Origin of the sequence: Aminobacter sp. BA135, assembly GCF_050859125.1 — a bacterium.
Lineage (GTDB): Bacteria > Pseudomonadota > Alphaproteobacteria > Rhizobiales > Rhizobiaceae > Aminobacter > Aminobacter ciceronei.
Window position 1 is genome coordinate 3,592,450 of the sequence record NZ_CP139572.1, and the last position, 21,556, is coordinate 3,614,005.

At 62.4% G+C, this 21,556-nt stretch carries 25 protein-coding genes; 12 read left to right on the forward strand and 13 right to left on the reverse strand.

The annotated features are described in order from the left end of the window. Window positions 1-66: 66 nt before the first annotated feature. The 3 genes from SLT36_RS17490 to SLT36_RS17500 all read right to left on the reverse strand — a co-directional run bounded on the left by SLT36_RS17490 (window position 67) and on the right by SLT36_RS17500 (window position 3,077). On the reverse strand, window positions 67-1,410 hold the full coding sequence (locus SLT36_RS17490; protein WP_432283690.1) for a sensor histidine kinase: 1,344 nt from the start codon (window positions 1,408-1,410) through the stop codon (window positions 67-69). Beyond that, entirely contained in the window at window positions 1,407-2,147 is a 741-nt protein-coding gene (locus tag SLT36_RS17495; RefSeq protein ID WP_432283691.1) for a response regulator, read from the reverse strand. The genes SLT36_RS17490 and SLT36_RS17495 overlap by 4 nt, the downstream gene beginning before the upstream one ends. 78 nt (window positions 2,148-2,225) lie before the next feature. Beyond that, window positions 2,226-3,077 carry a MipA/OmpV family protein gene (locus SLT36_RS17500; RefSeq protein WP_432283692.1) on the reverse strand — a complete coding sequence of 284 codons (852 nt, stop codon included), beginning with the start codon at window positions 3,075-3,077 and terminating at the stop codon, window positions 2,226-2,228. A 371-nt stretch (window positions 3,078-3,448) separates the two neighbouring features. On the opposite strand from SLT36_RS17500, the gene SLT36_RS17505 reads away from it, so the two are divergent. Beyond that, the gene (locus SLT36_RS17505; protein WP_067961539.1) at window positions 3,449-3,706 is read left to right on the forward strand and encodes a YjhX family toxin; all 258 of its coding nucleotides are present in this window, start codon (window positions 3,449-3,451) and stop codon (window positions 3,704-3,706) included. A gap of 60 nt (window positions 3,707-3,766) precedes the next feature. Here SLT36_RS17505 and SLT36_RS17510 read toward each other — a convergent pair whose 3' ends face one another. Beyond that, a complete protein-coding gene (locus SLT36_RS17510; RefSeq protein ID WP_067961538.1) occupies window positions 3,767-4,198 on the reverse strand; it encodes a CBS domain-containing protein in 432 nt (143 codons plus the stop codon). Between the two features lie 102 nt (window positions 4,199-4,300). Beyond that, the gene (locus tag SLT36_RS17515; RefSeq protein ID WP_432283693.1) at window positions 4,301-5,032 is read right to left on the reverse strand and encodes a rhomboid family intramembrane serine protease; all 732 of its coding nucleotides are present in this window, start codon (window positions 5,030-5,032) and stop codon (window positions 4,301-4,303) included. 381 nt (window positions 5,033-5,413) lie between these two features. On the opposite strand from SLT36_RS17515, the gene SLT36_RS17520 reads away from it, so the two are divergent. From SLT36_RS17520 to SLT36_RS17530, 3 genes are all read left to right on the forward strand, one after another. Then, window positions 5,414-6,052 (forward strand): PAS domain-containing protein, encoded by a 639-nt coding sequence (locus SLT36_RS17520; RefSeq protein WP_192316024.1) that lies wholly within the window; start codon window positions 5,414-5,416, stop codon window positions 6,050-6,052. Window positions 6,053-6,169: 117 nt separating this feature from the next. Continuing rightward, complete coding sequence (locus tag SLT36_RS17525) at window positions 6,170-6,787, forward strand: PilZ domain-containing protein (protein WP_432283694.1); 618 nt, start codon at window positions 6,170-6,172, stop codon at window positions 6,785-6,787. Window positions 6,788-7,486: 699 nt separating this feature from the next. Then, window positions 7,487-8,092 carry a transglutaminase-like cysteine peptidase gene (locus SLT36_RS17530; protein WP_432283695.1) on the forward strand — a complete coding sequence of 202 codons (606 nt, stop codon included), beginning with the start codon at window positions 7,487-7,489 and terminating at the stop codon, window positions 8,090-8,092. Between the two features lie 376 nt (window positions 8,093-8,468). Here the strand turns inward: SLT36_RS17530 and SLT36_RS17535 are convergent, their stop codons facing one another. Beyond that, window positions 8,469-9,002, reverse strand: coding sequence for a gamma carbonic anhydrase family protein (locus SLT36_RS17535; protein ID WP_067961529.1), 534 nt, complete (start codon window positions 9,000-9,002; stop codon window positions 8,469-8,471). 208 nt (window positions 9,003-9,210) lie between these two features. Between SLT36_RS17535 and SLT36_RS17540 the strand changes: the two genes are divergently transcribed. Further along, on the forward strand, window positions 9,211-9,936 hold the full coding sequence (locus SLT36_RS17540) for a hypothetical protein (RefSeq protein ID WP_432283696.1): 726 nt from the start codon (window positions 9,211-9,213) through the stop codon (window positions 9,934-9,936). Between the two features lie 45 nt (window positions 9,937-9,981). Here the strand turns inward: SLT36_RS17540 and SLT36_RS17545 are convergent, their stop codons facing one another. Both SLT36_RS17545 and cysE read right to left on the reverse strand, forming a co-directional pair. After that, entirely contained in the window at window positions 9,982-10,185 is a 204-nt protein-coding gene (locus tag SLT36_RS17545) for a DUF3126 family protein (protein ID WP_067961526.1), read from the reverse strand. A gap of 127 nt (window positions 10,186-10,312) precedes the next feature. Continuing rightward, window positions 10,313-11,161 carry a serine O-acetyltransferase gene (gene cysE / locus SLT36_RS17550; protein WP_067961524.1) on the reverse strand — a complete coding sequence of 283 codons (849 nt, stop codon included), beginning with the start codon at window positions 11,159-11,161 and terminating at the stop codon, window positions 10,313-10,315. A gap of 130 nt (window positions 11,162-11,291) precedes the next feature. Between cysE and SLT36_RS17555 the strand changes: the two genes are divergently transcribed. Together SLT36_RS17555 and SLT36_RS17560 are read left to right on the forward strand one after the other, a co-directional pair. Further along, a complete protein-coding gene (locus tag SLT36_RS17555) occupies window positions 11,292-12,074 on the forward strand; it encodes an enoyl-CoA hydratase-related protein (RefSeq protein WP_286290383.1) in 783 nt (260 codons plus the stop codon). Window position 12,075: 1 nt separating this feature from the next. Further along, on the forward strand, window positions 12,076-12,666 hold the full coding sequence (locus tag SLT36_RS17560; protein ID WP_432283697.1) for an HD domain-containing protein: 591 nt from the start codon (window positions 12,076-12,078) through the stop codon (window positions 12,664-12,666). A gap of 3 nt (window positions 12,667-12,669) precedes the next feature. Here the strand turns inward: SLT36_RS17560 and SLT36_RS17565 are convergent, their stop codons facing one another. From SLT36_RS17565 to SLT36_RS17575, 3 genes are all read right to left on the reverse strand, one after another. Continuing rightward, a complete protein-coding gene (locus tag SLT36_RS17565; RefSeq protein ID WP_432283698.1) occupies window positions 12,670-13,446 on the reverse strand; it encodes an alpha/beta fold hydrolase in 777 nt (258 codons plus the stop codon). 35 nt (window positions 13,447-13,481) lie between these two features. Next, window positions 13,482-14,000 (reverse strand): DUF192 domain-containing protein, encoded by a 519-nt coding sequence (locus tag SLT36_RS17570; RefSeq protein ID WP_432283699.1) that lies wholly within the window; start codon window positions 13,998-14,000, stop codon window positions 13,482-13,484. A 147-nt stretch (window positions 14,001-14,147) separates the two neighbouring features. Next, entirely contained in the window at window positions 14,148-14,744 is a 597-nt protein-coding gene (locus SLT36_RS17575; RefSeq protein ID WP_067961518.1) for a cold-shock protein, read from the reverse strand. 219 nt (window positions 14,745-14,963) lie between these two features. On the opposite strand from SLT36_RS17575, the gene gloA reads away from it, so the two are divergent. Then, the gene (gene gloA / locus SLT36_RS17580) at window positions 14,964-15,404 is read left to right on the forward strand and encodes a lactoylglutathione lyase (RefSeq protein ID WP_067961516.1); all 441 of its coding nucleotides are present in this window, start codon (window positions 14,964-14,966) and stop codon (window positions 15,402-15,404) included. Window positions 15,405-15,458: 54 nt separating this feature from the next. Here gloA and SLT36_RS17585 read toward each other — a convergent pair whose 3' ends face one another. Together SLT36_RS17585 and ilvA are read right to left on the reverse strand one after the other, a co-directional pair. Continuing rightward, the gene (locus SLT36_RS17585) at window positions 15,459-15,998 is read right to left on the reverse strand and encodes a DUF1697 domain-containing protein (protein ID WP_432283700.1); all 540 of its coding nucleotides are present in this window, start codon (window positions 15,996-15,998) and stop codon (window positions 15,459-15,461) included. Next, complete coding sequence (ilvA, locus tag SLT36_RS17590; RefSeq protein WP_432283701.1) at window positions 15,995-17,251, reverse strand: threonine ammonia-lyase IlvA; 1,257 nt, start codon at window positions 17,249-17,251, stop codon at window positions 15,995-15,997. Before ilvA ends, SLT36_RS17585 begins: the two co-directional genes overlap by 4 nt. Window positions 17,252-17,404: 153 nt before the next feature. Between ilvA and SLT36_RS17595 the strand changes: the two genes are divergently transcribed. The 4 genes from SLT36_RS17595 to SLT36_RS17610 all read left to right on the forward strand — a co-directional run bounded on the left by SLT36_RS17595 (window position 17,405) and on the right by SLT36_RS17610 (window position 21,546). Beyond that, on the forward strand, window positions 17,405-18,862 hold the full coding sequence (locus tag SLT36_RS17595; RefSeq protein ID WP_432283702.1) for a TrkH family potassium uptake protein: 1,458 nt from the start codon (window positions 17,405-17,407) through the stop codon (window positions 18,860-18,862). Between the two features lie 144 nt (window positions 18,863-19,006). Next, the gene (locus SLT36_RS17600) at window positions 19,007-20,122 is read left to right on the forward strand and encodes an alpha/beta hydrolase (RefSeq protein ID WP_432283703.1); all 1,116 of its coding nucleotides are present in this window, start codon (window positions 19,007-19,009) and stop codon (window positions 20,120-20,122) included. Between the two features lie 149 nt (window positions 20,123-20,271). Further along, entirely contained in the window at window positions 20,272-20,868 is a 597-nt protein-coding gene (locus tag SLT36_RS17605; protein WP_432283704.1) for an imm11 family protein, read from the forward strand. An 81-nt stretch (window positions 20,869-20,949) separates the two neighbouring features. Next, window positions 20,950-21,546 carry an imm11 family protein gene (locus SLT36_RS17610; RefSeq protein ID WP_432283705.1) on the forward strand — a complete coding sequence of 199 codons (597 nt, stop codon included), beginning with the start codon at window positions 20,950-20,952 and terminating at the stop codon, window positions 21,544-21,546. Window positions 21,547-21,556: the final 10 nt, after the last annotated feature.

The following is a 21,556-nucleotide window of genomic DNA, read 5'->3' on the forward strand; positions in this document are numbered from 1 at the left end:
GCAAACAGCCAATGGAGGCAAGCGCTGCCTGCGCGGCAAGGCTGCGGCTTGCGTTCTCGTCTCGCTTCAGGACATCGCTTCGGCGGCGACAAGGCCTCTCGGCAGGTCGACCTTGACCACAAGCCCGGTCGGCCTGTTGTCGTCGAGCGCTATCCTGCCGCCATGGCCGTGCACGATGTCGGCGACGATCGACAAGCCGAGGCCGAAGCCGCGCCTGGCGTTCGCGCCGCGTGAGGCGTCGACCTTGTAGAAGGGTTCGAAGACACGCGCCCGCACCGTTTCCGGGATTCCGGGGCCGTTGTCGCTGACCTCGATCAGCACCGCGTCGTCGGTGGCGGTCAGCACCACCTCGACATTGGGCGCGAACTTGACGCTGTTGTCGCAGAGATTTGTGATGGCGCGGGCCAGGGCGTTGGGCTTGCACCAGCCGGGCAGCCTGTCGGGACCGGCGTAGGAAACCGAGAACCCGACGTCGGTGAACTCGGAGCAGACCGTCTGCACCACGCTGGCGATGTCGGCGCGCTGCAGCTCCTCTGACGACACGTCGTTGCGCAGATAGGTCAGCGTCTCGTCGATCAGTCCCTCGATATGGCCGATGTCGGACAGCAGGGCGCCGCGCAGCACGCGGTCGTCCATGCGCTCGGCCCGCAGTCGCAGCCGGGTCAGTGGCGTGCGCAAATCGTGGCTGACGCTGCGCAGCATGCGGGTGCGGTTGTCGATCATGGCGCGTATGCGCGCCCGCATGGTGTTCAGCGCGCGCGCCAGGCCGACCATCTCGATCGAGCCGCGCTCGGCGAACAGCTCGCCTCCATTGTCGATCTCGGTCGAAGCAACAGCCGCTGAAATCCGCTTCAACGGGTCGGTCACCGCCCACACGGCGAAGAACGAGAACAACATAAACAACACGACCAGCGCCAACAGGTAGTAGGTGGCAGGACTGACGAACTGCGACGTCAGCAACGTGTCAGGCGCGCCGAACAGTGCCGCAGCCGTGTCGTGATCGAGTGTGAAAACAAGCGCTGTCTGGTCGGCCATCGTCAACCAGCGTCCGCCGAGCGGCGGCTCCCTGTCGGGTGGAAACAGCGTGTTGATGACCCGCCCCATCGTCGTGCGCTGCTGCGGCGAGGACGTGCCGGCGATCTGCTCCTGGCTCAGCAGGCGGAAATCCAGCCCGGCATCGCCAGCAGCCTTGAGAATCACCGCACGCTCTTCCGCCGGCGCCTTACGCAGCAAGGCGGCAACCACGCCGGCGCGTTCGGCCACAATCTCCATGTCGGGCACGTAGCCGGAATTGGTGATCCGCTCGAAGGCCGAGCCGATGACGATGACGACAAACATCGCGACCAGGATGATCGCCATCAGCTGGCCGCGCAGCGATTGCGGGACGAGGCGGCGAAGCAGCGCTTTCATGCCTCTTCCACGGTTGCCGTGAACAGGTAGCCGCCGAGGCGCACCGTCTTGAGCAGCACCGGGTCGCGCGCGTCCGTTTCGATCTTCTGGCGCAGGCGGCTGACATGAACGTCGACGCTGCGTTCGATCGGCCCGGCAAGCCCGGCATGGGTCACGCCAAGCAGCTGTTCGCGTGACAGCACGCGCCCGGCATTGCGGCAGAAGGCAACCAGCAGGTCGAATTCATGCGTCGTCGTTGCCACCCGCGCATTGCTGGGGTCGTGCAGTTGCCGGCGGATCAGGTCGATCTGCCAGCCGTTGAAGCGCAGGAGCTTGGCACGTATGCGCTGCTGTTGCGGATAGGCCGTACGCCGCAGCAGTGCCCTGATGCGCGCCGTCAGCTCGCGCGCACCGAAAGGCTTGGTCACATAATCATCGGCGCCTATTTCGAGGCCAACGACCCGGTCGATCTCCTCCCCAAGCGCAGTCAGCATCAGAATGGGGACCGTCGTCTCCAGCCGAAGCCGCTTGCAAATGCTGAGGCCGTCCTCGCCGGGTAGCATGATGTCGAGCACGATGAGATCGAACCTTCCATTGCGCAGCAGGACATCCATCTCGCTGCCGCTGGCGGCGATGGCGACTGCCATGCCGTTCTCGACCAGCGTCTCGCTCAGCATGCCGGCGATCTCGAAGTCGTCTTCGACGATCAGGATGCGGGATCCGTTGGGTGCCCGGATGCGATCGACGGCGAAGTCCATCTCGTTGTCCCGGGCAGCAAAACCAGAACGGAACCCAGGATTGGACATGTAAGAATCCCGCTTGATTGAGATGTTGGGTCAGAATTTGTAGCCGACAAGCAGCATTGCCGAAGGTTGCAGCTTTTCCAAGACGACCGGACTGTCCGCCGCATCCCCAAGCAGAACCCCAAGCTGTGCTTCGCCGCGCACCAGCCAGTTCTTGTTGATACTATAGGTTGCAGATAGCGAGAAGTCGGCGCGCTTCAGGCCGGCGCCGGCATCGTAGCGGGCGAGACCGGAGCGTGCGGACTGATCGGCGCTGACCCCGAAATAGGCCTGCATGTGGTTCTCGTCGGCGAACACCGCCGACGCGGATGCGCCCAGGATGAGCCCTTCGGAAACCGGCTGCGTGGCCTCGATGCCCAGCCTGCCGACAAGGCCTTCGCTACCTCCGATCGTCTTGTCGACGGTGGCAAACAGCTCGACAGGCCCAAGCTCGAATGTGGCATTCGCGCCGACCGTGGCGCCGAAATCGATATCGCCCAGGCCCTTGAGATGATGGGAATCGTCTTCCTGCCGTCCCAGTTCGTAGCCGAGGCGGGCGCTGAACTCGAGGCCGCCTTGCTCGAATACGGCCATTGTCGCGCCTGTCGGGTCGACGGTCACAGTATCGAAGAATGTCGCCGACACGAATGGCAGCGGCCTAAGCTTGAACTCGTCGGAACCCTCATATTCGGGTGCAATCATCGCGCCGGCGCCAACCACCACCTGCCATTCGCCGAGCTTTTCGCCGACACGCCCGAAACGCGACGGATTGGGTGAGGCCTGCAGTTCGTCATTGGCTGTGGCGCGATCTGCTGCCCAACCCGTATCCGGGGCGAGAATCCCGATGACCATGACCGCCAGCGACAGGCGGAAAGCAACCGGTGCAGTATCTATCTTTGCGGACATGCGCACTCCAAAGCCTGAGATGGGCGCCCCGCCCCACCGGGCGTTGCGCCCGACGCGACCAGTCATCCCAGTTCGGAACCCGTGCCGGTATGAAGTAATGTTAAGTTTTGTTGCAGCGATGCCGGCATCGGCAAAAGATCCGCCAGCCAGCAACCCGACCGCGCGGGTCGGTGGGCTGGCATTTCGCCTGCTTCGTTGCTATATCCTGGCCATCCCTATGGAGTGTGGATGTTCTATTCGTCTGAGTCCTGCTGAGGCCCCAGCCTTCTCCTGAAGGCGGGGCATGAAAACCTGAAACCCCGTGCCGTGAGTTCTCGCGGCGGCGGCATTTTTCTTTGGCTCATCGGCCAGGTTTTCCAGGACTCATCAAAATGGACATCTCGCGCACGGAACAGCGCATCCTCCACCTGCTCGCCCAGGGCGGACGTATCGAAATCGAGAAGAACGACAAGAGCAAGATCGAGGCAGCCATCTGCCTCACCCGCGATGGCTGGCGCTATCCGGGCTTCGATCTCGACCTTTTCAGGAAACTGAAGCGAAAGAAGGCTGTTTCTTCTTCCGATGGCGGCCCCTATCGCATCACCCGGCGCGGACTGGAACTCGTCCGCTCCGAACTCGACAACAGGTAAAAGACGGCATCGCCGGCCGGGATCAATCCTGGCCGGCGCAAGCCCTGCGTGCTCGTACGCTCAGGCGGTGGCGATGTAGGCCTTGATTTCCTCTGCCTCCCGCTCGACATCTTCGATGCGGCGCTTGACCACGTCGCCGATCGACACGATGCCGTAGAGATAACCGTCGCGCTCGACAGGCAGGTGACGGAATCGGCCGACCGTCATGATCTCCATGACCTGGTTGACCGTATGGTTCTCGTTGCAGATCTTGACCTTGGGGGTCATCACGTCGCGCACCGCCTTTTCAAGGGCGGCGCCACCTTCCTTGCCGATGATACGGACGACGTCGCGCTCGGACAGGATGCCGACGATCTTGCGGTCGCCATTGGTCACGACCAGGGCACCGATACGGTGTTCGGCAAGAATGCGAACCGCTTCCGACAGCTGTACATTGGGCCCAATGGTAAAAACGTCGTGGCCCTTCTTCTCGAGAATTGCCTTCACAGTCATCGTGGCCTCCTGCTGCTGTCGATCAGTCAAAACACTCCATGCCGGCCCACCGGGCCAACTGCATCGTGCGCTGCATTGGGTCGCATTTCAAGTAAAACGCGCTCAGGCAAACTCGCGCCTGCGGTCGAAAAACCTGATGCCCAGAAAGCCCGCCAGGAAGCCGCCTATATGGGCTTCCCAAGCGATCTGATTGTCGACGCCAGGGGTGAAACCGACGATCCCGGTGACCAGGTTGATGACCATCCACACGCCCAGGAAGGTCATTGCCGTCCGTGAGCGGAAGACATCGCGGATCGGCACCGGCGCGCCTGCAAAAGCCGGCTTGCCCTGCGAACGGTCGACCTGGAAGCTGAAACGCGCGGCAGCCCCCATCATGCCTGAAATCGCGCCCGAGGCGCCGACGAGCGGCGAGGCATCGGTCGAATGCAGCACATAGTGCAGCGCCACCGCCGCAAGCGTCGTGACGGCGAAGAACGCCGAGAAACGCGCATTTCCGAGACGGTTGGCAAGCGGCGAGCCGAACGCAGCCAACCACACCATGTTGAGGGCCAGATGGGCGAAGCCACCATGCAGGAAAGCATAGGTCAGCGGGCTGGTGAAAGCCCAGATTTCGAGATCGTATTGGCCCGAATAGCGGATCGGAATGAAAGCTGCCCGTACCACCAGGGCAAAATCCTGGTCGGAGCTGAGGATATAGACACGGATCAGATGGATCGCCACGCAGGCGCCGATGATCGCAATGACGATGGCGGGCAGGTTGAACACCGGTTCGCGGCGCTGCGGCGCGGCCTCGATGATCTCAGGCGCGACGTTCTGTCTTGCTGGTTCGCTCATGCACTTCCGATCCGTTTGTGGTCCGGCGTGCGCCAGCCTCGTTCCATCTAGTGCAGGCAGGCCGAAATCGCAAAAAAGAAGCCGCCCAAGGTTGCCCCTGGACGGCTGGTCGAGCCCCCCTGCCCGTCCCCAAAAAGTTACTCTTGACTGAAGTGCTGCCGACCGCGCCTGCGCGGCCACTTCATGGAGTGAATTGAACGTGCCACGTAAGCCTGGGTACAGCAACGTAAACCCTTTGTTAACCTTAACGATCCCGACCCGTTAACAACTATTACCAGGACTGGCACGCGTCCTGCTCCGCGCCTCATGTAGTCCTCAAGAATGAAGCGATTCTGTCCAGAGATGGCACATCAGGCACAGAAACGCTCGGAGCGGAGCAATATGAAACAGAAAGGATCGCTGGCACTGTTCCAATATTGGAACCGCCTTCGCGACGGCCGACCCGCACCTAAACGTACGGAAGTCGAGCCGGCCGAGATCAAGGCCCTGCTTGCAGACACTTTCATCCTCGAGCGCGACACCCGCGGCGAAGCGGTCTTCCGCCTCGCCGGCACCCGGCTGTGCGCCACCTTCGGCCGCGAGCTCAAGGGCTTTTCGTTCCCCTCGCTGTGGCGTCAGAAGGACCAAAGGCTGATGGCACGCCTTGCCTATGGTGTGTTCCAGCAGAAGTCCGTGGTGGTGATCAACTTCGAAGGCTTCACCTCCAGCCTGCGCGCCACGAGCTTCGAAATGCTTCTGCTGCCGCTCGATGGCGGCGTCGAAAACCCGCGCAGCCTGGGCGTCCTGTCGAGCGTTGACCGGCCGTTCTGGCTCGGCTCCGATCCGCTCACTGACGCCTCCATCGAAAGCGTGCGCGTCGTCGATCCGGACCTGGAACCGATGTTCCTCAAGAACCGTCCGGCGGTCACCGTGCCGTCGCTCGCACCGAGCGATAGCGCCCTTTCCGGCGAGCCGAGCCCGCTCGATGGCGCGCGCCGGATACGCCACCTGTTCGTTCTCGAAGGTGGACGCGAAGAATAGCGCAAGCGGGCCACCCCAGAGGCCCGCTGCTAGGCGTTTTGTTAACCTCTTTGGCGCTAGTTTCGCCCAATAGCTCCCCGATGCGGTTCGGCGGGAGTTTGCAGATATGAGGGTAACATGAGGCCAGCGGCGATTGACTACGCGCCGTCACGGGCGGAACGACGCAACTTCCAGCGCGTCCGCGTGAAGATCTATGGTCGCTTCATGCTCGAGGATCGAACCGAGCATGCCGGCCAGGTCGTCGACATGTCGCCCGGCAACGTCGCCTTCCGCAGCGACCGCTCAGGCGCCGCAGGCGAAAAAGTCATTGCCTATATCGACCATATCGGCCGCGTCGAGGGCGTCATCACCCGCACGCTCTCGGACGGATTCGCCATGACCGTCATCGCCTCCGAGCGCAAGAAGGACAAGCTGGCGGCCCAGTTGACCTGGCTTGCCAACAAGCACGAACTCGACCTGCCGGAAGACCGCCGCCACGAGCGCGTCGCCCCGCGCAATCCGATCAGTGCGCTGCAGCTCATGGATGGCCGGCAATATCCCTGCCGCATCATCGACCTGTCGCTCTCAGGTGCTGCCATCGAGATCGAGGTCAAGCCGGCAATCGGCGTCCAGGTCACGCTCGGCACCATGCGGGGCCAGATCGTCCGCCACTTCGAAGACGGCGTCGCCATCGAATTCGCCGTCATCCAGCGCCCGGAATCGCTCGACACCGAGTTCAACCGCCCGCGCACCTGACTGCGCCCAGTTTTCATAAAAAGGAACAGCCTGACCTTCCACCGAAGGTCAGGCTGCTTGCATTTTGACCCAGGCACATCCGAAAGCGCACAAGCCGTAGCGTTCCAGAACAACGGCAGCGGCTCGACTGCTGTTTCATTCCAGCACAGATAAGCCCGCGACTGCCTCTCCGGCGTCACCTCCCTGCGTCACACTCCTCACCATCACGGCATGAATCCTCGGGTCAAGCCTCTCAGGAAGACGACCGGAGACGCACTCTGCAGTCCAACACCATTCAACCCCGCGACCACTCGCCCTTCGTCATCCTAGGGCGGAGCAGGAGCGCAGCGACGCGGAGACGCCAACGGTTCAAAACGCCTGCTCTTCCACCCGCCCCACATTCCTCATCCTGACGGCAAGGATCCTCGGGGCAAGCCTCTGGGATGACGAAGCGGAGAGGCAGCTCCGGACAAACCGGGCTTACCACCCAAGCCCGCGAAACAGGTCGTGCCACTCGGAACTGATTGCCCGATCCCTGCGGCACGCAGCCTCGTCATGCCAAATTCGATAAAAATGTAATCAAATTTGCCGCAAGTTTTATTATTATTCTATTCTTTGTTTGCGCAATTTCTCTTTTGTTTTTACTCAACATCTACTTCGCAGTTTTGCGTCAAATAAATCCGGACCTGTCATTGTCACCTCAAACGGGGAGACAACAAAATGAACATGCGTCGGGGATGGCTTCTGCTTCTGGCCACGACAATTCAGGCAGGCGCCGTCAGCGCCGCCATGGCGACACCGGCAGTCATGCAGACCAACGGCCGCACCACCCAGCCGGTCGGGCACTATGAGCTGTGCAAGCGCTCGCCGATCGAGTGCAATGAAAAGACCGCAAGCAGCAAGCCGGTCGAGCTGACCCGCAGCCTGTGGAAGGCGATGATCGCCATCAACGACAAGATCAACACCGACGTCGCGCCGCGCACCGACATGGAAATGTGGGGCCAGGAAGAAGTCTGGTCCTATCCCGACAACGGAGCCGGCGACTGCGAGGACTATGTTCTGGAAAAGCGCCGCAAGCTGATGGAGCTGGGCGTCCCCGCCGGCAATCTGCTGATCACCGTCGTGCGCCAGCCCAATGGCGACGGCCATGCAGTCCTGACGGTGCGAACCAGCCTCGGCGAATACATCCTCGACAACCTCGACACGCGGGTCCTGGCCTGGAACGAGACCGAATACACCTATCTCAAGCGCCAGTCGGAGCGGAATTCGGGCGTCTGGATTGCGATCAACGACGGCCGCGCCGACGCGGTGGCGTCGGTTCGCTAAGCGCTGCAGCCCCGGGCGCGCCCCATGAGAGGCGCGCCAAGGCAGCCGCAACCCTTTGAATCGGTGCATGGCTTTCCGAAAATCGGCCCCGGTTTTCGGGGGCATGCGCTGGTGAGAAAACCCGGTCGCGTCCCCACCCTCCCCGTCCCCAACGACCGGGTCTAGGAGCCGGCCCATCCCCGGGCCGGCTCCGCCTTTTCAGGCAAGCCAGGGTGCAAACGAAATGCCGCCGGGCAAGGTGGTCAGGCTCAAGACAAGCCCGCGGCCGCGGGGATGAGTTTCCCTGGCTGCGAAAATGCCGAAACGCAGCGGCTATGTTCAGAAGCCTGGCATCGCAGCGCCGCGCGGCGCAGCCTTCGCGAGTCGCCCGTCTCGCCTAGTCCTCGCGCTTCTTCAGCCCGCCGGAAAACCGGCGCTGGTTGGCGACGTAATCGTCCGCGGACTTGCGCAGCCGGTCGGCGGCTGCGTCATCGAGTGTGCGGATCACCTTGGCGGGGGAGCCGACAATCAGCGAATTGTCGGGAAATTCCTTGCCTTCTGTCACCAGTGCACCGGCACCGACAAGGCAGTTCCTGCCGATCCTGGCGCCATTGAGCACGATCGCGCCCATGCCGATCAGCGAATTGTCGCCGACCGTGCAGCCATGCAGGATAGCCCTGTGGCCGATGGTGCAGCCCTCGCCGATTGTGAGCGGAAAGCCCGGATCGGTGTGCATTACCGTATGTTCCTGGACATTGCTGCGGGCTCCGATGGTGATCGGCTCGCGGTCGCCGCGGATGGCCGTGCCGAACCAGATGCCGACGTCGCGCCCGATCCTGACATCGCCAACCACCGCCGCATCGGGCGCGATCCAGCTGGTGGCGCGGTCCTCGAACTGCGGCTCGACCCCGTCGATTGCGTAAAGCGGCATCGTCAATTCCTTTTCTTTGGCGCGCGCAACCTATGGAGCGCATCGCCGCAAGGCAAGCGCGCAACACGGCCTTAACGCGCCATTAACCATGCGCACGCAATGTCGAACAGATATCGGGCTCCCGAACGGACGGGAGCTGGGGTTACCGACCCGGCAAGGCGCATGACGCGAAGGCAAATGCCAGCCGTGGCTGCTCTGGAGACATCAGATGAAGCAAGAGACGGCCGACAATTCCGGTTTCGACGTCGTCGATTCGGCGCTGATGATGAAGGTCTTCTACGGCTTTGCCGTGCTCGCCATACTTTCGGTGGCGATCAGTCTGAGCGGCCGCTGGTTCGGCCAGACCATCGCCATGGCCGGCTACACAGATAAGGTCGCACCGCGCGAAATCGTCATCGGCAACGACGTCATTTCAGCCCCCGCCAACATGATCCGCTTCGAGAAGGCCCGCCGCGACGGCATTGCCGGGCGCCTCGATCTCTATCTGCGCTGGCCCGAAATGGACGGCTACAGCGAGGCGGCACGGCCGGCATTCAACAATCTCGACGGCCACAAGCGCATCGTCTTTCTCAGCCTCGAACCGCGCATGATGACCCGCGACATGAGCGGCCGGCTCGCGCCAATCTACAGCGAACTGACCGTCAAGCCGGGCGTACCGGGCCCCGAAGGCATGACGCTGTACGGCTTCACCGAGAACTCAGGCTATCTCAACGAGGTGCTTGCAGTTGCCGCGCGCAATGGCGAACCACCCTTCGTCGCTCGCTGCCTCAGCGGCACGGAGGCTGAGGAATCGCTCGCGCCTTGCGAGCGCGACGTCTTCGTCGGCAAGGATCTGAGCCTGACCTACAGATTTCCGAGGGAGCTTCTGGGAGAGTGGCGTGCGCTGGACCGGGCGGTGATCGCCAAGGCGAATGCCATGCTGCACGTGAAGTAGCTGCCGCGCGAACGTCGCCGCGCGGCGCAGGGGCCGAGCAATTGGTCAGCCCAGATCGACGTCGAGGATCGCCATCGAGAAATTGTAGTCGCCGTCGTCCTCGTCCTTGAAAACGATGCCGAGGAATTCGTCGCCGATATAGACCTCAGCCGAGTCGTCCTTGCGCGGACGTGCCTTGACCTGAAGGTTGGGGTTCTGGAACTGGCGCTTGAAATAGGCGTCGAGTTTTCGGATTTCTTCCGGCTTCAACTGGCTTCTCCGGCTTGTCGTTAAGAGACGCGCTTCTGACACGCCAACCATGGCGCTGTAAAGGCAAGGCTTGGCTTACCCCCGCGCAAATCGTGCCAGCGCCCGCCACGGGCGCCGGCACGCAATCTCAGATATCGAAGCTGACGACGTGATCCATGGTCTGCGACGGCAGCAGCTGGTCCATCTGGCTCGACGGTCGGTCGCAGCCGGTTTCGCCGACGACGCGCGCCGGAACACCTGCCACCGTCTTGTTGTGCGGCACCGGCGACAGCACCACCGAACCGGCGGCGATCTTGGAGCAATGGCCGACCTCGATGTTGCCGAGGATCTTGGCGCCGGCGCCGATCAGCACGCCGTAGCGAATCTTTGGGTGGCGGTCGCCACCGGCCTTGCCGGTGCCGCCCAGAGTCACGCCATGCAGGATCGAGACGTCGTCCTCGACGACGGCGGTTTCACCGACGACGAGACCGGTGGCATGATCGATGAAGATGCCCTTGCCCATACGCGCGGCCGGGTTGATGTCGGTCTGGAAGACCGAGGACGAGCGGCTCTGCAGATAGAGCGCGAAATCCTTGCGGCCGCGGTTCCACAGCCAATGCGCCAGGCGATGCGTCTGGATGGCGTGGAAGCCCTTGAAGTAGAGCACGGGCATCAAATAGCGGTCGCAGGCGGGATCGCGATCGTAATAGGCCTGGATGTCGGTGCGTACCGTGTCGCTCCACTCCGGCCGATCTTCCAGCATTGCATAGAAGGTCTGGCGGATCAGGTCGGCGCCGAGATCCTGATGCGCCAGGCGCTCGGCCAGACGGTGGATCACCGCTTCCTCGAGCGTGTCCTGGTTCAGGATCGTGGCATAAAGAAATGCCGCCAGCAGCGGGTCGCCCGCAACCGCATCGGTCGCTTCGTCGCGCACCGATCGCCAGATCGGATCGACCGGCTTCACCGAGCTTGGGCGCGCTGCGGATATGGTGTTCATCGACGGTCTCCGTTCACTGCCGGCTTGTGCATTCCCGCGCGGGACATATAAGCCAGATGTTAGCACGATTGAACTCAATTTTCCTTAGTGCTCGATCAAGTGGATTTGGTTCGCGGATATTCAAGGCGCCATGGAAACTGAACCCTTGCTGGTCACAACGGCCGGTGGCGTTGCCACGATCGTCATCAACCGCCCGTCGCGCAAGAACGCCGTCACCCAGGCGATGTGGGTCGACCTGGCCCGTCATGTCCTCCTGTTGTCGTCCAATCCTGACATCCGTGTCATCGTCCTCAGCGGCGCGGGCCAGGACTTTTCCGCCGGCGCCGACATCTCCGAATTCGATACACTGCGCGGCGATGCCGACAGTGCACGCGCCTATGAGGCGACCAATTCAGCGGCCTTCGCCGCCCTGCGCAACAGCGCCATTCCCGTCATCGCGGCGATCCGCGGCATCTGCTTCGGCGGCGGCTTCGGCCTGGCGGCGGCCTGCGACCTGCGCATCGCCACGCCGGACGCCCTGTTTGCCGTGCCCGCGGCACGCCTTGGCCTCGCCTACCCGCAGGACGCGATGGGCGACATCGTCTGGGCCGCCGGGCCGCAGATGGCGAGATATCTCACCTACACCGCCGGCCGCATCGATGCGCAGGCAGCCCTCTCTGCAGGGTTCCTGCTCGAAACCGTTGAACCCGAGCGTTTCGATGCCCGCGTCGGCGAGATCAGCAGGACAATTGCCGAGAATGCGCCCCTGTCGGTGCGCGCCTCCAAGGCTGCCATCCGCGCGGTGTTGAGTCGTGACGCCGGCGACACAGCCCTTGCCCGGGCCGCCGGCGACGCCACCTTTCTCAGCGACGACTATGCCGAGGGCCGTGCCGCCTTTGCCGGCCGGCGCACACCCGTGTTCAAGGGGCGGTGACATGTCTTTGATCGACGACGCCACCAAGGCGGAACTGACCGCCCTCTATCAAGCCGACCACCGCCATTACCACGGCATCCGCCACATCGAGGCTTTGCTGGGGCTGTTGACGGAGTACCGCGCCCAGTTCGCCGATGCCGAGGCGGTCGAGGCGGCGATCTGGTTCCATGATGCGATCTATGACAGCCGCGCCAAGGACAATGAGGCGCAAAGTGCAGCGCTGGCCGCCGACAGGCTCAATGGGCGGGTCGACGCCGCTCGCCTCGCCGGCATCGTCAGGATGATCGAGGCCACCGCCAGCCATGAGGTGCCTGCCTTCGAAGATGCGGCAGCCAAGGTCGACGCAGCCCTTTTGCTCGACATGGACCTGTCGATCCTCGGTGCCCCGGCTGACATCTTCGACGCCTATGAAGACGCCGTCAGGCGCGAATATGGCTGGGTCAGCGACACCGACTGGTGCGCCGGTCGCGGTGCGGTGCTGCGCAATTTCCTGGCGCGGCCTCGTATTTTCCATACCGACATCTTCGTGACGCGGTTCGAAGCCGAAGCACGAGCCAACATGGAGCGCTCGCTGACAAAACTGGGCGGCTGACGCTCAGAGCGGGTGCTCGGCATAAAACTCCAGAACGCGCTTCTTGAACGTCCTGTCGCCGACGGCCAACATGTGGTCGCGGCCTTCGATATCGAAGCTTTCGCCATGCGGCATCAGGCGTGCCAGTTCCTCGGGAGAGCCGGCGATATCGTCCTTGGTGCCGACGGCGACCAAGGTCGGCTGCATGATCCGCCTGATGTCGTTGTCGGTCACCAGTTCGCGTGAGGTCGAAATGCAGGCGGCGAGTGCCTTTTTGTCGCTGCGCGTCTGGTCGGCGAAGGCGCGGAACATCCTGGCCCGCGGCTGTGTGATCGTAGCAGGGTCCTCAGCCAGCAGTGCGGCGGCGATCGGGTCCCAGTCGCCGACACCGTCGACCATGCCGATGCCGAGCCCGCCGAACACCAGCGTCGCCACCCGGTCGGGCGCCTCCAGCGCCATGAACGCCGACACGCGCGCGCCCATCGAATAGCCCATGACATGGGCCCGCTCGATGCCGAGATGGTCGAGTAAGGCCACCGCGTCGCTGGCCATCTTGCGCGGCGTGTAGTCGGCCTCGTTGTAACTCTTGGTCGAGCCGCCATGGCCGCGATGGTCGAAGGCGATGGCGCGGTATCCGGCTTCGGTCAGCGTCTTGAACCAGCCCGGCGACACCCAGTTCACGAAGTGGCTGGAGGCAAAGCCATGGATCATCAGCACCGGCTCGCCGCTGCCGGCGCCCGCCGGCGACAGGTCGAGAAACGCCAGGTTGAAACCTTCATGGGAAAAATGATCGCTAGCCATCGTTGCTCCGAATGGTCTTTGGCCCAGGTCTGGCGTCAGCCCGGATTGCCGGCGGCAGCCGTGATTGCGCGATGCCTGAGCCTGACGCCGTCGGCAATGCCTGACCTGGCTGCCGTACCGGCGTTGAGTTCGAGCACGAAGCGCGCCGGCTCGTCGGGTGCGATGACCGCTTCCGAAAACGGCGTGCCCGGCAGGACGTCGAGCACCTTGCCGTCGGGACCGACAAAGACCAGGTCGAGCGGCAATGGCGTGTTCTTCATCCAGAAGCCGACCGGCTGGGTCTGCTCGAACACAAACAGCATGCCCTGGTCGTCGGCAAGGTCCTTGCGGAACATCAGTCCCATCGAGCGTTCACCCGGCTCGTCGGCAATCTCGATACGGAACGGCACGTCGCCCTTGGCGGTGGCAGCGATCAGTGGCTCGGCATCGACCGGCAGCTTCATCGCCTCCTGGGCAATGCTGGCCCCGGTGGCAACCAACGAAACGACGAAAGCCGGCGCCGCAAACAATGCAGCGCCGAGGGCTCCGGCCAGCAGCGATTTACGTGTGATCATCAAATCCATCTTCGGGGCGCGTTCGCGTTTCTGGTCAGGCCGATCCGAAAATGGTGGATTTCGAGAACCGGAGCAGAGCTGACATTCAGGTCAGTGAGCGCCGGAAGCGCAGAAAGCCGCCATTTGCAGGCCGGCTTCACCTGAAACCTAGTGCGAAACCGGCAAGGTCCCTAGATCGGGGTGAATTTCGGCAGCCATAAGGCCTTTGTCGCCCTTGCCGAAACGAACCAGCACCACCTGCCCCGGACGAAGCTCGGTTACGCCGAAGCGGCGCAGCGTTTCCATGTGGACGAAAATGTCCTCGGTGCCTTCGCCGCGCGTCAGGAAGCCAAAACCCTTGGTTCGGTTGAACCACTTGACCAGCGCGCGCTCGAGCCCGCTTTCGGGCGTGACCGAGACATGGGTGCGCTGCTCCTGCATTTCCGCAGGGTGCACCGCAGTCGAATTGTCGATGGAGAGCACGCGGAAGGCCTGCAGACCGCGGTCGCCCTGCTTGACGAGGCAAACGACGCGGGCGCCTTCAAGCGCTGTCTGGAAGCCGTCGCGGCGCAGGCAGGTGACATGCAGCAGCACGTCGCTGCCAATTCCATTGTCGGGAAGAATGAAGCCGTAGCCCTTGGCCACGTCAAACCATTTGATGGCGCCCGAAAGCTCGACCAGACCGACACCGTCGTGGCTGTCGTCGAGCTCGAAAGCGTCACGGCCAGTGCCGTTCTGCACCACGAGAGAGGCCTTTTCCCCCATCAGAACGCCCCCTTTCCTTGCAAACGCCATTACTGATTCTTGAGATAAGATTAACACTTCCGTTTTGGTCTTACGCAAGGGCCGTCCGGCCATTTTTCGACTTGCCCCCCGGATAGCCACAAGCTTCGCGCCAGTTCCGCAGAAAACGCACTGCCATGGTTGCCGAGCGTGCGGGCCGCGCCCTATGTATCGCGCCGAACCCCAACCCAAGGAACAGCGATGCGCTATCTGCACACCATGGTCCGCGTCAAAGACGTCGACGCCTCACTGGACTTCTACTGCAACAAGTTCGGCATGAAGGAGATCCGTCGCTCCACCAACGAAAAGGGTCGCTACACGCTGATCTTCCTCGCCGCCGACGAAGACGTCGGCGCCGGCAGCGAGCGCCAGACGCCGCTGCTCGAACTGACTTTCAACTGGGACACGGAAGACTATCAGGGCGGCCGCAATTTCGGCCACCTCGCTTATGAGGTCGACGACATCTACGCCACCTGCCAGGACCTGATGAACAAGGGTGTCACCATCAATCGCCCGCCGCGCGACGGCAACATGGCCTTCATCAAGTCGCCCGACGGCATCTCGATCGAACTGCTGCAGAAGGGTGAGCGCCAGACACCGGCGGAACCCTGGCTGTCGATGCCCAATATCGGCAGCTGGTAACAGCGCCAGCCCGAAACCGGGATCGGTTTCGACAGCAGGACACGCCGGGGCGGCTCAGGCCTTCCGGGCCATGTCGAGCAAGGTCAGCACGGTGCGCCAGTTGCGCATCGTGCCCGGCACCTTCAAGGTGCGCGGCAGCACCTCGGCGAACTTTGACTTGCCGAGACCATCGGGGGCGTGAAGGTAGAGGACGTCGCCCTTGACCGCGAAGCTTTCAGGACCGGTGCAGCGCTCCGCCAGCCGCGCGATCTCTTCGGCGGTCGGCTCACGCTCCAGCGCGCTCGCATGCAGCCTGGTCGGATCATCTGCCACTTCGGGATAAGGATTTCTTGCCACCAGCGCCTCGAGCCAGCCGAGGTCGCGCACCATGATCCGCGAGCGAAAGCCCCAGCGCTTGTCGAACGCCGCCTCGATGCGTTCGGTCAGTGGACCGGCGTCGGAATCCTCGGCTCCGAACACCACGTTGCCGCTCTGGATGTAGGTCGCGACGTCGGCAAAGCCGAGCTCTTCGAAGAATGTCCTGAGTTCAGCCATCCTGACGATGCGATTGCCGCCGACATTGATGCCGGAAAACAGCGCGACGAACACACTCATATGATGAAGCCGCCCAGCGTCTCGTTGTCGGTGATGTCCTGGTACTGCACGCCCTCGACATCGAAACGCGCCTTGAGCAGGTCGAAGTTGCGCCGGTCCTTGGTTTCGATGCCGATCAGCACCGAGCCGAAATTGCGTGCCGACTTCTTGAGATATTCGAAACGCGTGATGTCGTCGTCCGGGCCCATGAGTTCGAGGAAATCACGCAGCGCGCCGGGGCGCTGGGGAAAGCGGATGATGAAGTACTTCTTCAGTCCTTCAAAGCGCAGCGCACGCTCCTTGACGTCAGGCAGCCGCTCGAAGTCGAAATTGCCGCCCGAAACCACGGCCACCACGGTCTTGCCCTTGAGCTCTTTCTTGGAAAAGTCCTTGAGCGTGTCGATCGCCAAGGCGCCCGCCGGCTCCAGCACCACGCCCTCGATATTGAGCATCTCGATCATCGTGGCGCAGAGGCGGTTCTCCGGAACCAGATGGACGCTGTCGGCCGGAAAATCCTTCAGCAGGCGCAGCGGCTCGCGACCGAGCTCGCCGACGGCAGCACCGTCGACGAAATTGTCGACCTTGGCGAGCTTGACCCGTTTGCCGGTAGCGAGGCTGTCGCGCAGGCTGGGCGCACCCGCCGGCTCGCAGAAGACGAACCGTGGATTGGCGCCGATCTCGGCGAAATATCGCGTCACCCCGGCGGACAATCCGCCGCCGCCGACCGGCAGCAGCACCATGTCGGGCGCACGCCCGTTTGGCATCTGGGCCGCGATCTCGAGTGCGACCGTCGCCTGGCCCTCGATGATATCCTTGTGGTCGAAAGGCGGCACCATGTGGCCGCCCGAGCTTTCGCAGAACTCCAGGGCAGCGCGATAGCAGTCGTCGAAGAAGTCGCCGACAAGCTTGATCTCGACGAACTCGCCGCCGAAAAGCCGCGTCTTGTCGATCTTCTGCTGCGGCGTCGTCACGGGCATGAACACCACGCCCCTCTTGCCGAAATGCCGGCAGACGAAGGCAAAACCCTGGGCGTGATTGCCGGCCGACGCACAGACGAACAGCTCCGCCTCGTTGCCGGCGGCGAGCGTCTTGCGGAAGAAGTTCAACGCGCCGCGAATCTTGTAGGATCGCACCGGGGTCAGGTCTTCGCGCTTCAACAGCACGCGCGCGCCAGTCTTGCGCGAGAGATAGTCGTTCTCCTGCAGCGGTGTCTCGGGAAACAGCTGCCTCACCGCCCCGGCTGCCAGCGAAACCCTTTCGGCAAAACTGGTCATGGCTAAGGCACTCCTGAAATCGACCGGGCAAATGCTGTGGCCCGCGTCCCCGCGCTATTGCATATTCGGCGCCGTGAAGCCACTGTCCGGCTCCCGCCGCCAGGTCCAGGCCGACAGATTGGCTCGCCGCGATACATTTGGGGATACGTCTCGGTGAACAGAATTGCCGTCCGCGCCGCGATCCACATCGCAGCCGTCTTTGCCATCTACCTGTCCGTTGCAATGCTCCTTCCGGCGGCCGTCGACCTCTATTACGGCAATGACGACTGGCGCTCCTTCGCCTTCACCGCCTTGTTCATGGGCGGCCTGTCGCTGGCGATCGCGCTGGCGACACAGGGGCGCACGCCTCCCGCCAACACCCGCTTCGGTTTCCTGCTGGTCAATTTCCTCTGGCTCACGCTGGCGATCGCCGGGGCCGTGCCGTTCATGACGTCGTCACTGCAGCTCAGCGTCACAGACGCCTTTTTTGAATCGGTCTCGGGCATTACCACGACAGGCTCGACCGTCATCAGCGGGCTCGACACCGCGCCTCCAGGCGTTCTGATCTGGCGCTCGCTGCTCAACTACATGGGCGGCCTCGGCGTCATTGCGCTCGGCCTGTTCCTGCTGCCGTTCCTCAATATCGGCGGCGTTTCCTACTTCAAGATCGAATCCTCCGACATTGAAGACCGCCCCTTCGAGCGGTTCCAGACCTTCACGGTCAGCCTGATCGGCATCTACACCACGCTCGTCGTCACCTGCGCTTTCGCCTACGCTGCCGCAGGTATGACTGGCTTCGATGCAGTCAATCACGCCATGGCAACGCTTGCCACGGGCGGCATGTCGACCAGCGACACGTCCTTCATGCGTTATGCTGGCGAGCCTGCGATCCTGTGGATCGGAACCACCTTCATGTTCATCGGCTCGCTGCCGTTTTCGATCATGATCCTGTTTGCCGTTCGCGGCCGGCTCGACGCGCTGCGCGACCCGCAGATCCGGATCTTTGCCGGCTATTGCGTCGTCTTTGCGGTGGCGGTCGCGGTCTATCTCAGCGTCCGCACCGGCATGCCGTTCTTCATGACCCTCAGCCACACCGCCTTCAACTTCATGTCGATCATCTCGACGACCGGATTCGCTTCCGACGACTACACGCTCTGGGGGCCGTTTGCCGTCGCCTGCATTTTCGTCGCCACCTTTCTCGGCGGCTGCTCCGGCTCCACCACCGGCGGTATCAAGGCCTACCGTTTCCTGATCCTGTTCGAACTTCTGGCCAACGGCCTGCGCCGCCTGATCTATCCCAATACGGTGACGCCGGTGCGCTATGGCGACCGCTCCGTGCCACCTGAAATGCAAAGCGCGGTGGTCCTGTTCATCGCGTCCTTCTTCGTCATCTGGGGCATCGGGACGATCCTGATGGCAGCCACCGGCCTCGATCTCGTGACGTCGATGACGGGCGTGCTTACCGCCCTCACCAATGTCGGCCCCGGCCTCGGCCCGATCATCGGTCCGGTCGGCAACTTCGCCTCGCTGCCCGATGCCGCCAAGTGGATCTGCTCGGCGGCGATGCTGCTCGGCCGTCTCGAGATCCTGGCCGTTCTGGTGATCTTCACGCCAACTTTCTGGGGTCGCTAACTCTGTGAACTCTGGTGCGGAAGCCCTTGTTTCCGCCACAATTTCGGCAATCCGGCAACACTCCTCCACCGACTTCCGCCGAAGCTGTTACTTTCGGCTGGACCCGACTTACTTCCGCCACTATCAGCCGGTCGGGAGGAAGGCATGCTGAATGCACTGCCCGTCAGAGAGATCGCCAAAGTGTCGCCGTCGAAATACTGCCTTGTCATCGCCGCCCTCCTGTTGTCCGGTTGCGTCGGGCAGCCGTCCGGCGCGCTTTTGACGGGTGCCGTGGTCAATGTCCCGGTCCAGGAGATCGCCGGCAACCATGCGATCTTCGTCGCCTCGACGCGCCAGTATGCCGCCGACAACAAGGAGGTCTTCGACCGCGACCGTTCGGCGACGCTGAACTTCGCCCGCGTCGACGTGACCGTTCCCAAGGTCCACAAGACCGGCCAGATCGAGCTGCGCGGCCGCAAGGACCCGGATCCGACCAAATTCTTCACCGCCACCAACGCGGTCGGCTACCAGACGCAGCCCGAGTTCTCCAAGGCGCTGAGTGCCGACATCGCCGCGCGTGGCGGCCGCGCCATGCTGTTCGTGCACGGCTACAACACATCCTTCGACGCCGGTGTCTATCGCGCTACCCAGATCGCGCATGACTCGGGCTATACCGGCACGCCGGTATTGTTTTCCTGGGCGTCCGGCGGCAGCACGACCGACTATGTCTATGACAGGGAAAGTGCTGCGGCCGCACGTGACCAGCTCGAGGTGACTTTGCGCATGCTCGCCCAGTCGGGTGCGCGCCGCATCGACATCGTCGCGCATTCGATGGGCACCTGGGTGACCATGGAAGCGCTGCGCCAGCTGGCACTCACCGGCGACCGTGACCTTGGCGGCAAGCTCGGCGACGTGGTTCTCGCCTCGCCCGACATCGACGTCGACGTGTTCAAGGCGCAGATGCGCCGCTACGGCAAGCCGACCAAGCCGTTCTTCCTGATGACCTCGGGCGACGACCGCGCACTCAAGCTGTCGGGCATCCTGGCCGGCTCCAAGCCGCGCCTCGGCGATTACAAGAACGCCGCCGACCTCGCCGAATACGGCGTTATCGTCGTCGACCTGTCGGATGCCAAGGGCGCGGACAGCTTCAACCACACCAAATTCGCCGACAACCCGCAGATGGTGAAGCTGCTCGGTCAGCGCCTGCGCGCCGACGACGGCTTTGCCAGCGACCGCGAGGTCACCGACCGCATCAACATGCTCGGCGGCGGGCTTCAGTAGATTCGACAGTTATGCGAACAAGAAAAAAGGGGCCGCCAAGCGCCCCTTTTTTTATTTCGTTCCGCGAAATCTTACTGCCCTCGTTTATCCGATTGAAAATACCTCTGAAATATTTCGATAGTGGCGGAAAATCGAATTTCGGGGTTGGTATGGTCTACTTCCTCAGCCACAAGAACGACGAGCTTTACGCCTATACTTCCCAGGCCTTGGATGGCGACGTTAACAAGATACGACCCGTTGATCCGACGCGGGATGTCGGCGTCCGAATTCGGCCCAACTACGTGTATTGTGGCCGACCGATCGAGGCGACGTATCTCCCCACCACAATCGAACTCTCAGGGCCCAAGCGGCAGATTCCGGATCTCTACAACGCCTACGCTTTGCTTGTCAGCGCGAAGGTCAAGCACGTCATCGAACGTTTCGAACCTGATGCCCATCAGTTCTTTCCCATCGAGCTTGTATGGGAAGATGGCAATCATGCCGCCGAACGATTCTGGTTCGTTCCCTGCAATCGCCTGGACACGGTCGATCGCGCCAAGACGACGTTCGAGTTTCGCAACGTCTGGTTCCTGGATGGCAGCAAGAAAGAACTTGTCTTCAATCGATCGCAGATCGGCGCCCATCATGTCTGGATCGACAAGTTCATCGTGATGCCGACGCCGGCAATCAGCGAGGTGTTGAAAGCCTCACTGGAAGCTGCTGGCGTCACCGGCGCGCATTATCAGCCCTTTCCGGAGACGGACTGAATACCAGTTCCATGATGTCGCAAAACGTCGGCGAACGGTATCTCCAAGACTCGGGAGCCGGCCGACAGGCAAGAGTGTTGCATGGTCTATTTTCTCAGTCACGAGAACAAAGAAGTCTACAGCTACGTTTACCGCGCATTGGATGGCGACGTCAGCAAGATACAAGCTGCTGATCTCAGTCGGGATGTCGGCATTCGAATTCGACCCGGGTACTCGTATTATGGGCGGCCGGTCGAGGCGACATACATTCCTACGACAATCGAGCTCACAGGACCAAAGCGGCCGATTCCGGATATCTACGACGCCTTCGTCTTGACTGTGAGCGCGAAGGTCAAGGACGTCATCGAAAGTCTCGAACCTGGTGTCCATCAGTTCTTTCCCATCGAGTATGTATGGAATGATGGCAGTCATGCCGCGGACCGCTTCTGGTTCGTTCCCTGCAATCGCCTCGACACCGTCGATCGCGCGAAAACGACATTCGAGTTTCGCAATGTCTGGTTCCTGGACGGCAGCAAGAATGAACTTGTCTTCAACCGGTCACAGATCGGCAACCATCATGTCTGGATCGACAAGTTCATCGTGATGCCGACGCCGGCAATCAGCGAGGCGCTGAAAGCCGCCCTGGATGCCGCCGGCATCACCGGCGCGCATTATCAGCATTTTCCGGAGACGGACTGACTGAAAGGCG

Coding starts and splice junctions, on each gene's coding strand:
- SLT36_RS17490 (WP_432283690.1), bottom strand. CDS start 1,410: ATGAAAGCGCTGCTTCGCCGCCTCGTCCCGCAATCGCTGCGCGGCCAG.
- SLT36_RS17495 (WP_432283691.1), bottom strand. CDS start 2,147: ATGGACTTCGCCGTCGATCGCATCCGGGCACCCAACGGATCCCGCATC.
- SLT36_RS17500 (WP_432283692.1), bottom strand. CDS start 3,077: ATGTCCGCAAAGATAGATACTGCACCGGTTGCTTTCCGCCTGTCGCTG.
- SLT36_RS17505 (WP_067961539.1), top strand. CDS start 3,449: ATGGACATCTCGCGCACGGAACAGCGCATCCTCCACCTGCTCGCCCAG.
- SLT36_RS17510 (WP_067961538.1), bottom strand. CDS start 4,198: ATGACTGTGAAGGCAATTCTCGAGAAGAAGGGCCACGACGTTTTTACC.
- SLT36_RS17515 (WP_432283693.1), bottom strand. CDS start 5,032: ATGAGCGAACCAGCAAGACAGAACGTCGCGCCTGAGATCATCGAGGCC.
- SLT36_RS17520 (WP_192316024.1), top strand. CDS start 5,414: ATGAAACAGAAAGGATCGCTGGCACTGTTCCAATATTGGAACCGCCTT.
- SLT36_RS17525 (WP_432283694.1), top strand. CDS start 6,170: ATGAGGCCAGCGGCGATTGACTACGCGCCGTCACGGGCGGAACGACGC.
- SLT36_RS17530 (WP_432283695.1), top strand. CDS start 7,487: ATGAACATGCGTCGGGGATGGCTTCTGCTTCTGGCCACGACAATTCAG.
- SLT36_RS17535 (WP_067961529.1), bottom strand. CDS start 9,002: ATGCCGCTTTACGCAATCGACGGGGTCGAGCCGCAGTTCGAGGACCGC.
- SLT36_RS17540 (WP_432283696.1), top strand. CDS start 9,211: ATGAAGCAAGAGACGGCCGACAATTCCGGTTTCGACGTCGTCGATTCG.
- cysE (WP_067961524.1), bottom strand. CDS start 11,161: ATGAACACCATATCCGCAGCGCGCCCAAGCTCGGTGAAGCCGGTCGAT.
- SLT36_RS17555 (WP_286290383.1), top strand. CDS start 11,292: ATGGAAACTGAACCCTTGCTGGTCACAACGGCCGGTGGCGTTGCCACG.
- SLT36_RS17560 (WP_432283697.1), top strand. CDS start 12,076: ATGTCTTTGATCGACGACGCCACCAAGGCGGAACTGACCGCCCTCTAT.
- SLT36_RS17565 (WP_432283698.1), bottom strand. CDS start 13,446: ATGGCTAGCGATCATTTTTCCCATGAAGGTTTCAACCTGGCGTTTCTC.
- SLT36_RS17570 (WP_432283699.1), bottom strand. CDS start 14,000: ATGATCACACGTAAATCGCTGCTGGCCGGAGCCCTCGGCGCTGCATTG.
- SLT36_RS17575 (WP_067961518.1), bottom strand. CDS start 14,744: ATGGGGGAAAAGGCCTCTCTCGTGGTGCAGAACGGCACTGGCCGTGAC.
- gloA (WP_067961516.1), top strand. CDS start 14,964: ATGCGCTATCTGCACACCATGGTCCGCGTCAAAGACGTCGACGCCTCA.
- SLT36_RS17585 (WP_432283700.1), bottom strand. CDS start 15,998: ATGAGTGTGTTCGTCGCGCTGTTTTCCGGCATCAATGTCGGCGGCAAT.
- ilvA (WP_432283701.1), bottom strand. CDS start 17,251: ATGACCAGTTTTGCCGAAAGGGTTTCGCTGGCAGCCGGGGCGGTGAGG.
- SLT36_RS17600 (WP_432283703.1), top strand. CDS start 19,007: ATGCTGAATGCACTGCCCGTCAGAGAGATCGCCAAAGTGTCGCCGTCG.
- SLT36_RS17605 (WP_432283704.1), top strand. CDS start 20,272: ATGGTCTACTTCCTCAGCCACAAGAACGACGAGCTTTACGCCTATACT.
- SLT36_RS17610 (WP_432283705.1), top strand. CDS start 20,950: ATGGTCTATTTTCTCAGTCACGAGAACAAAGAAGTCTACAGCTACGTT.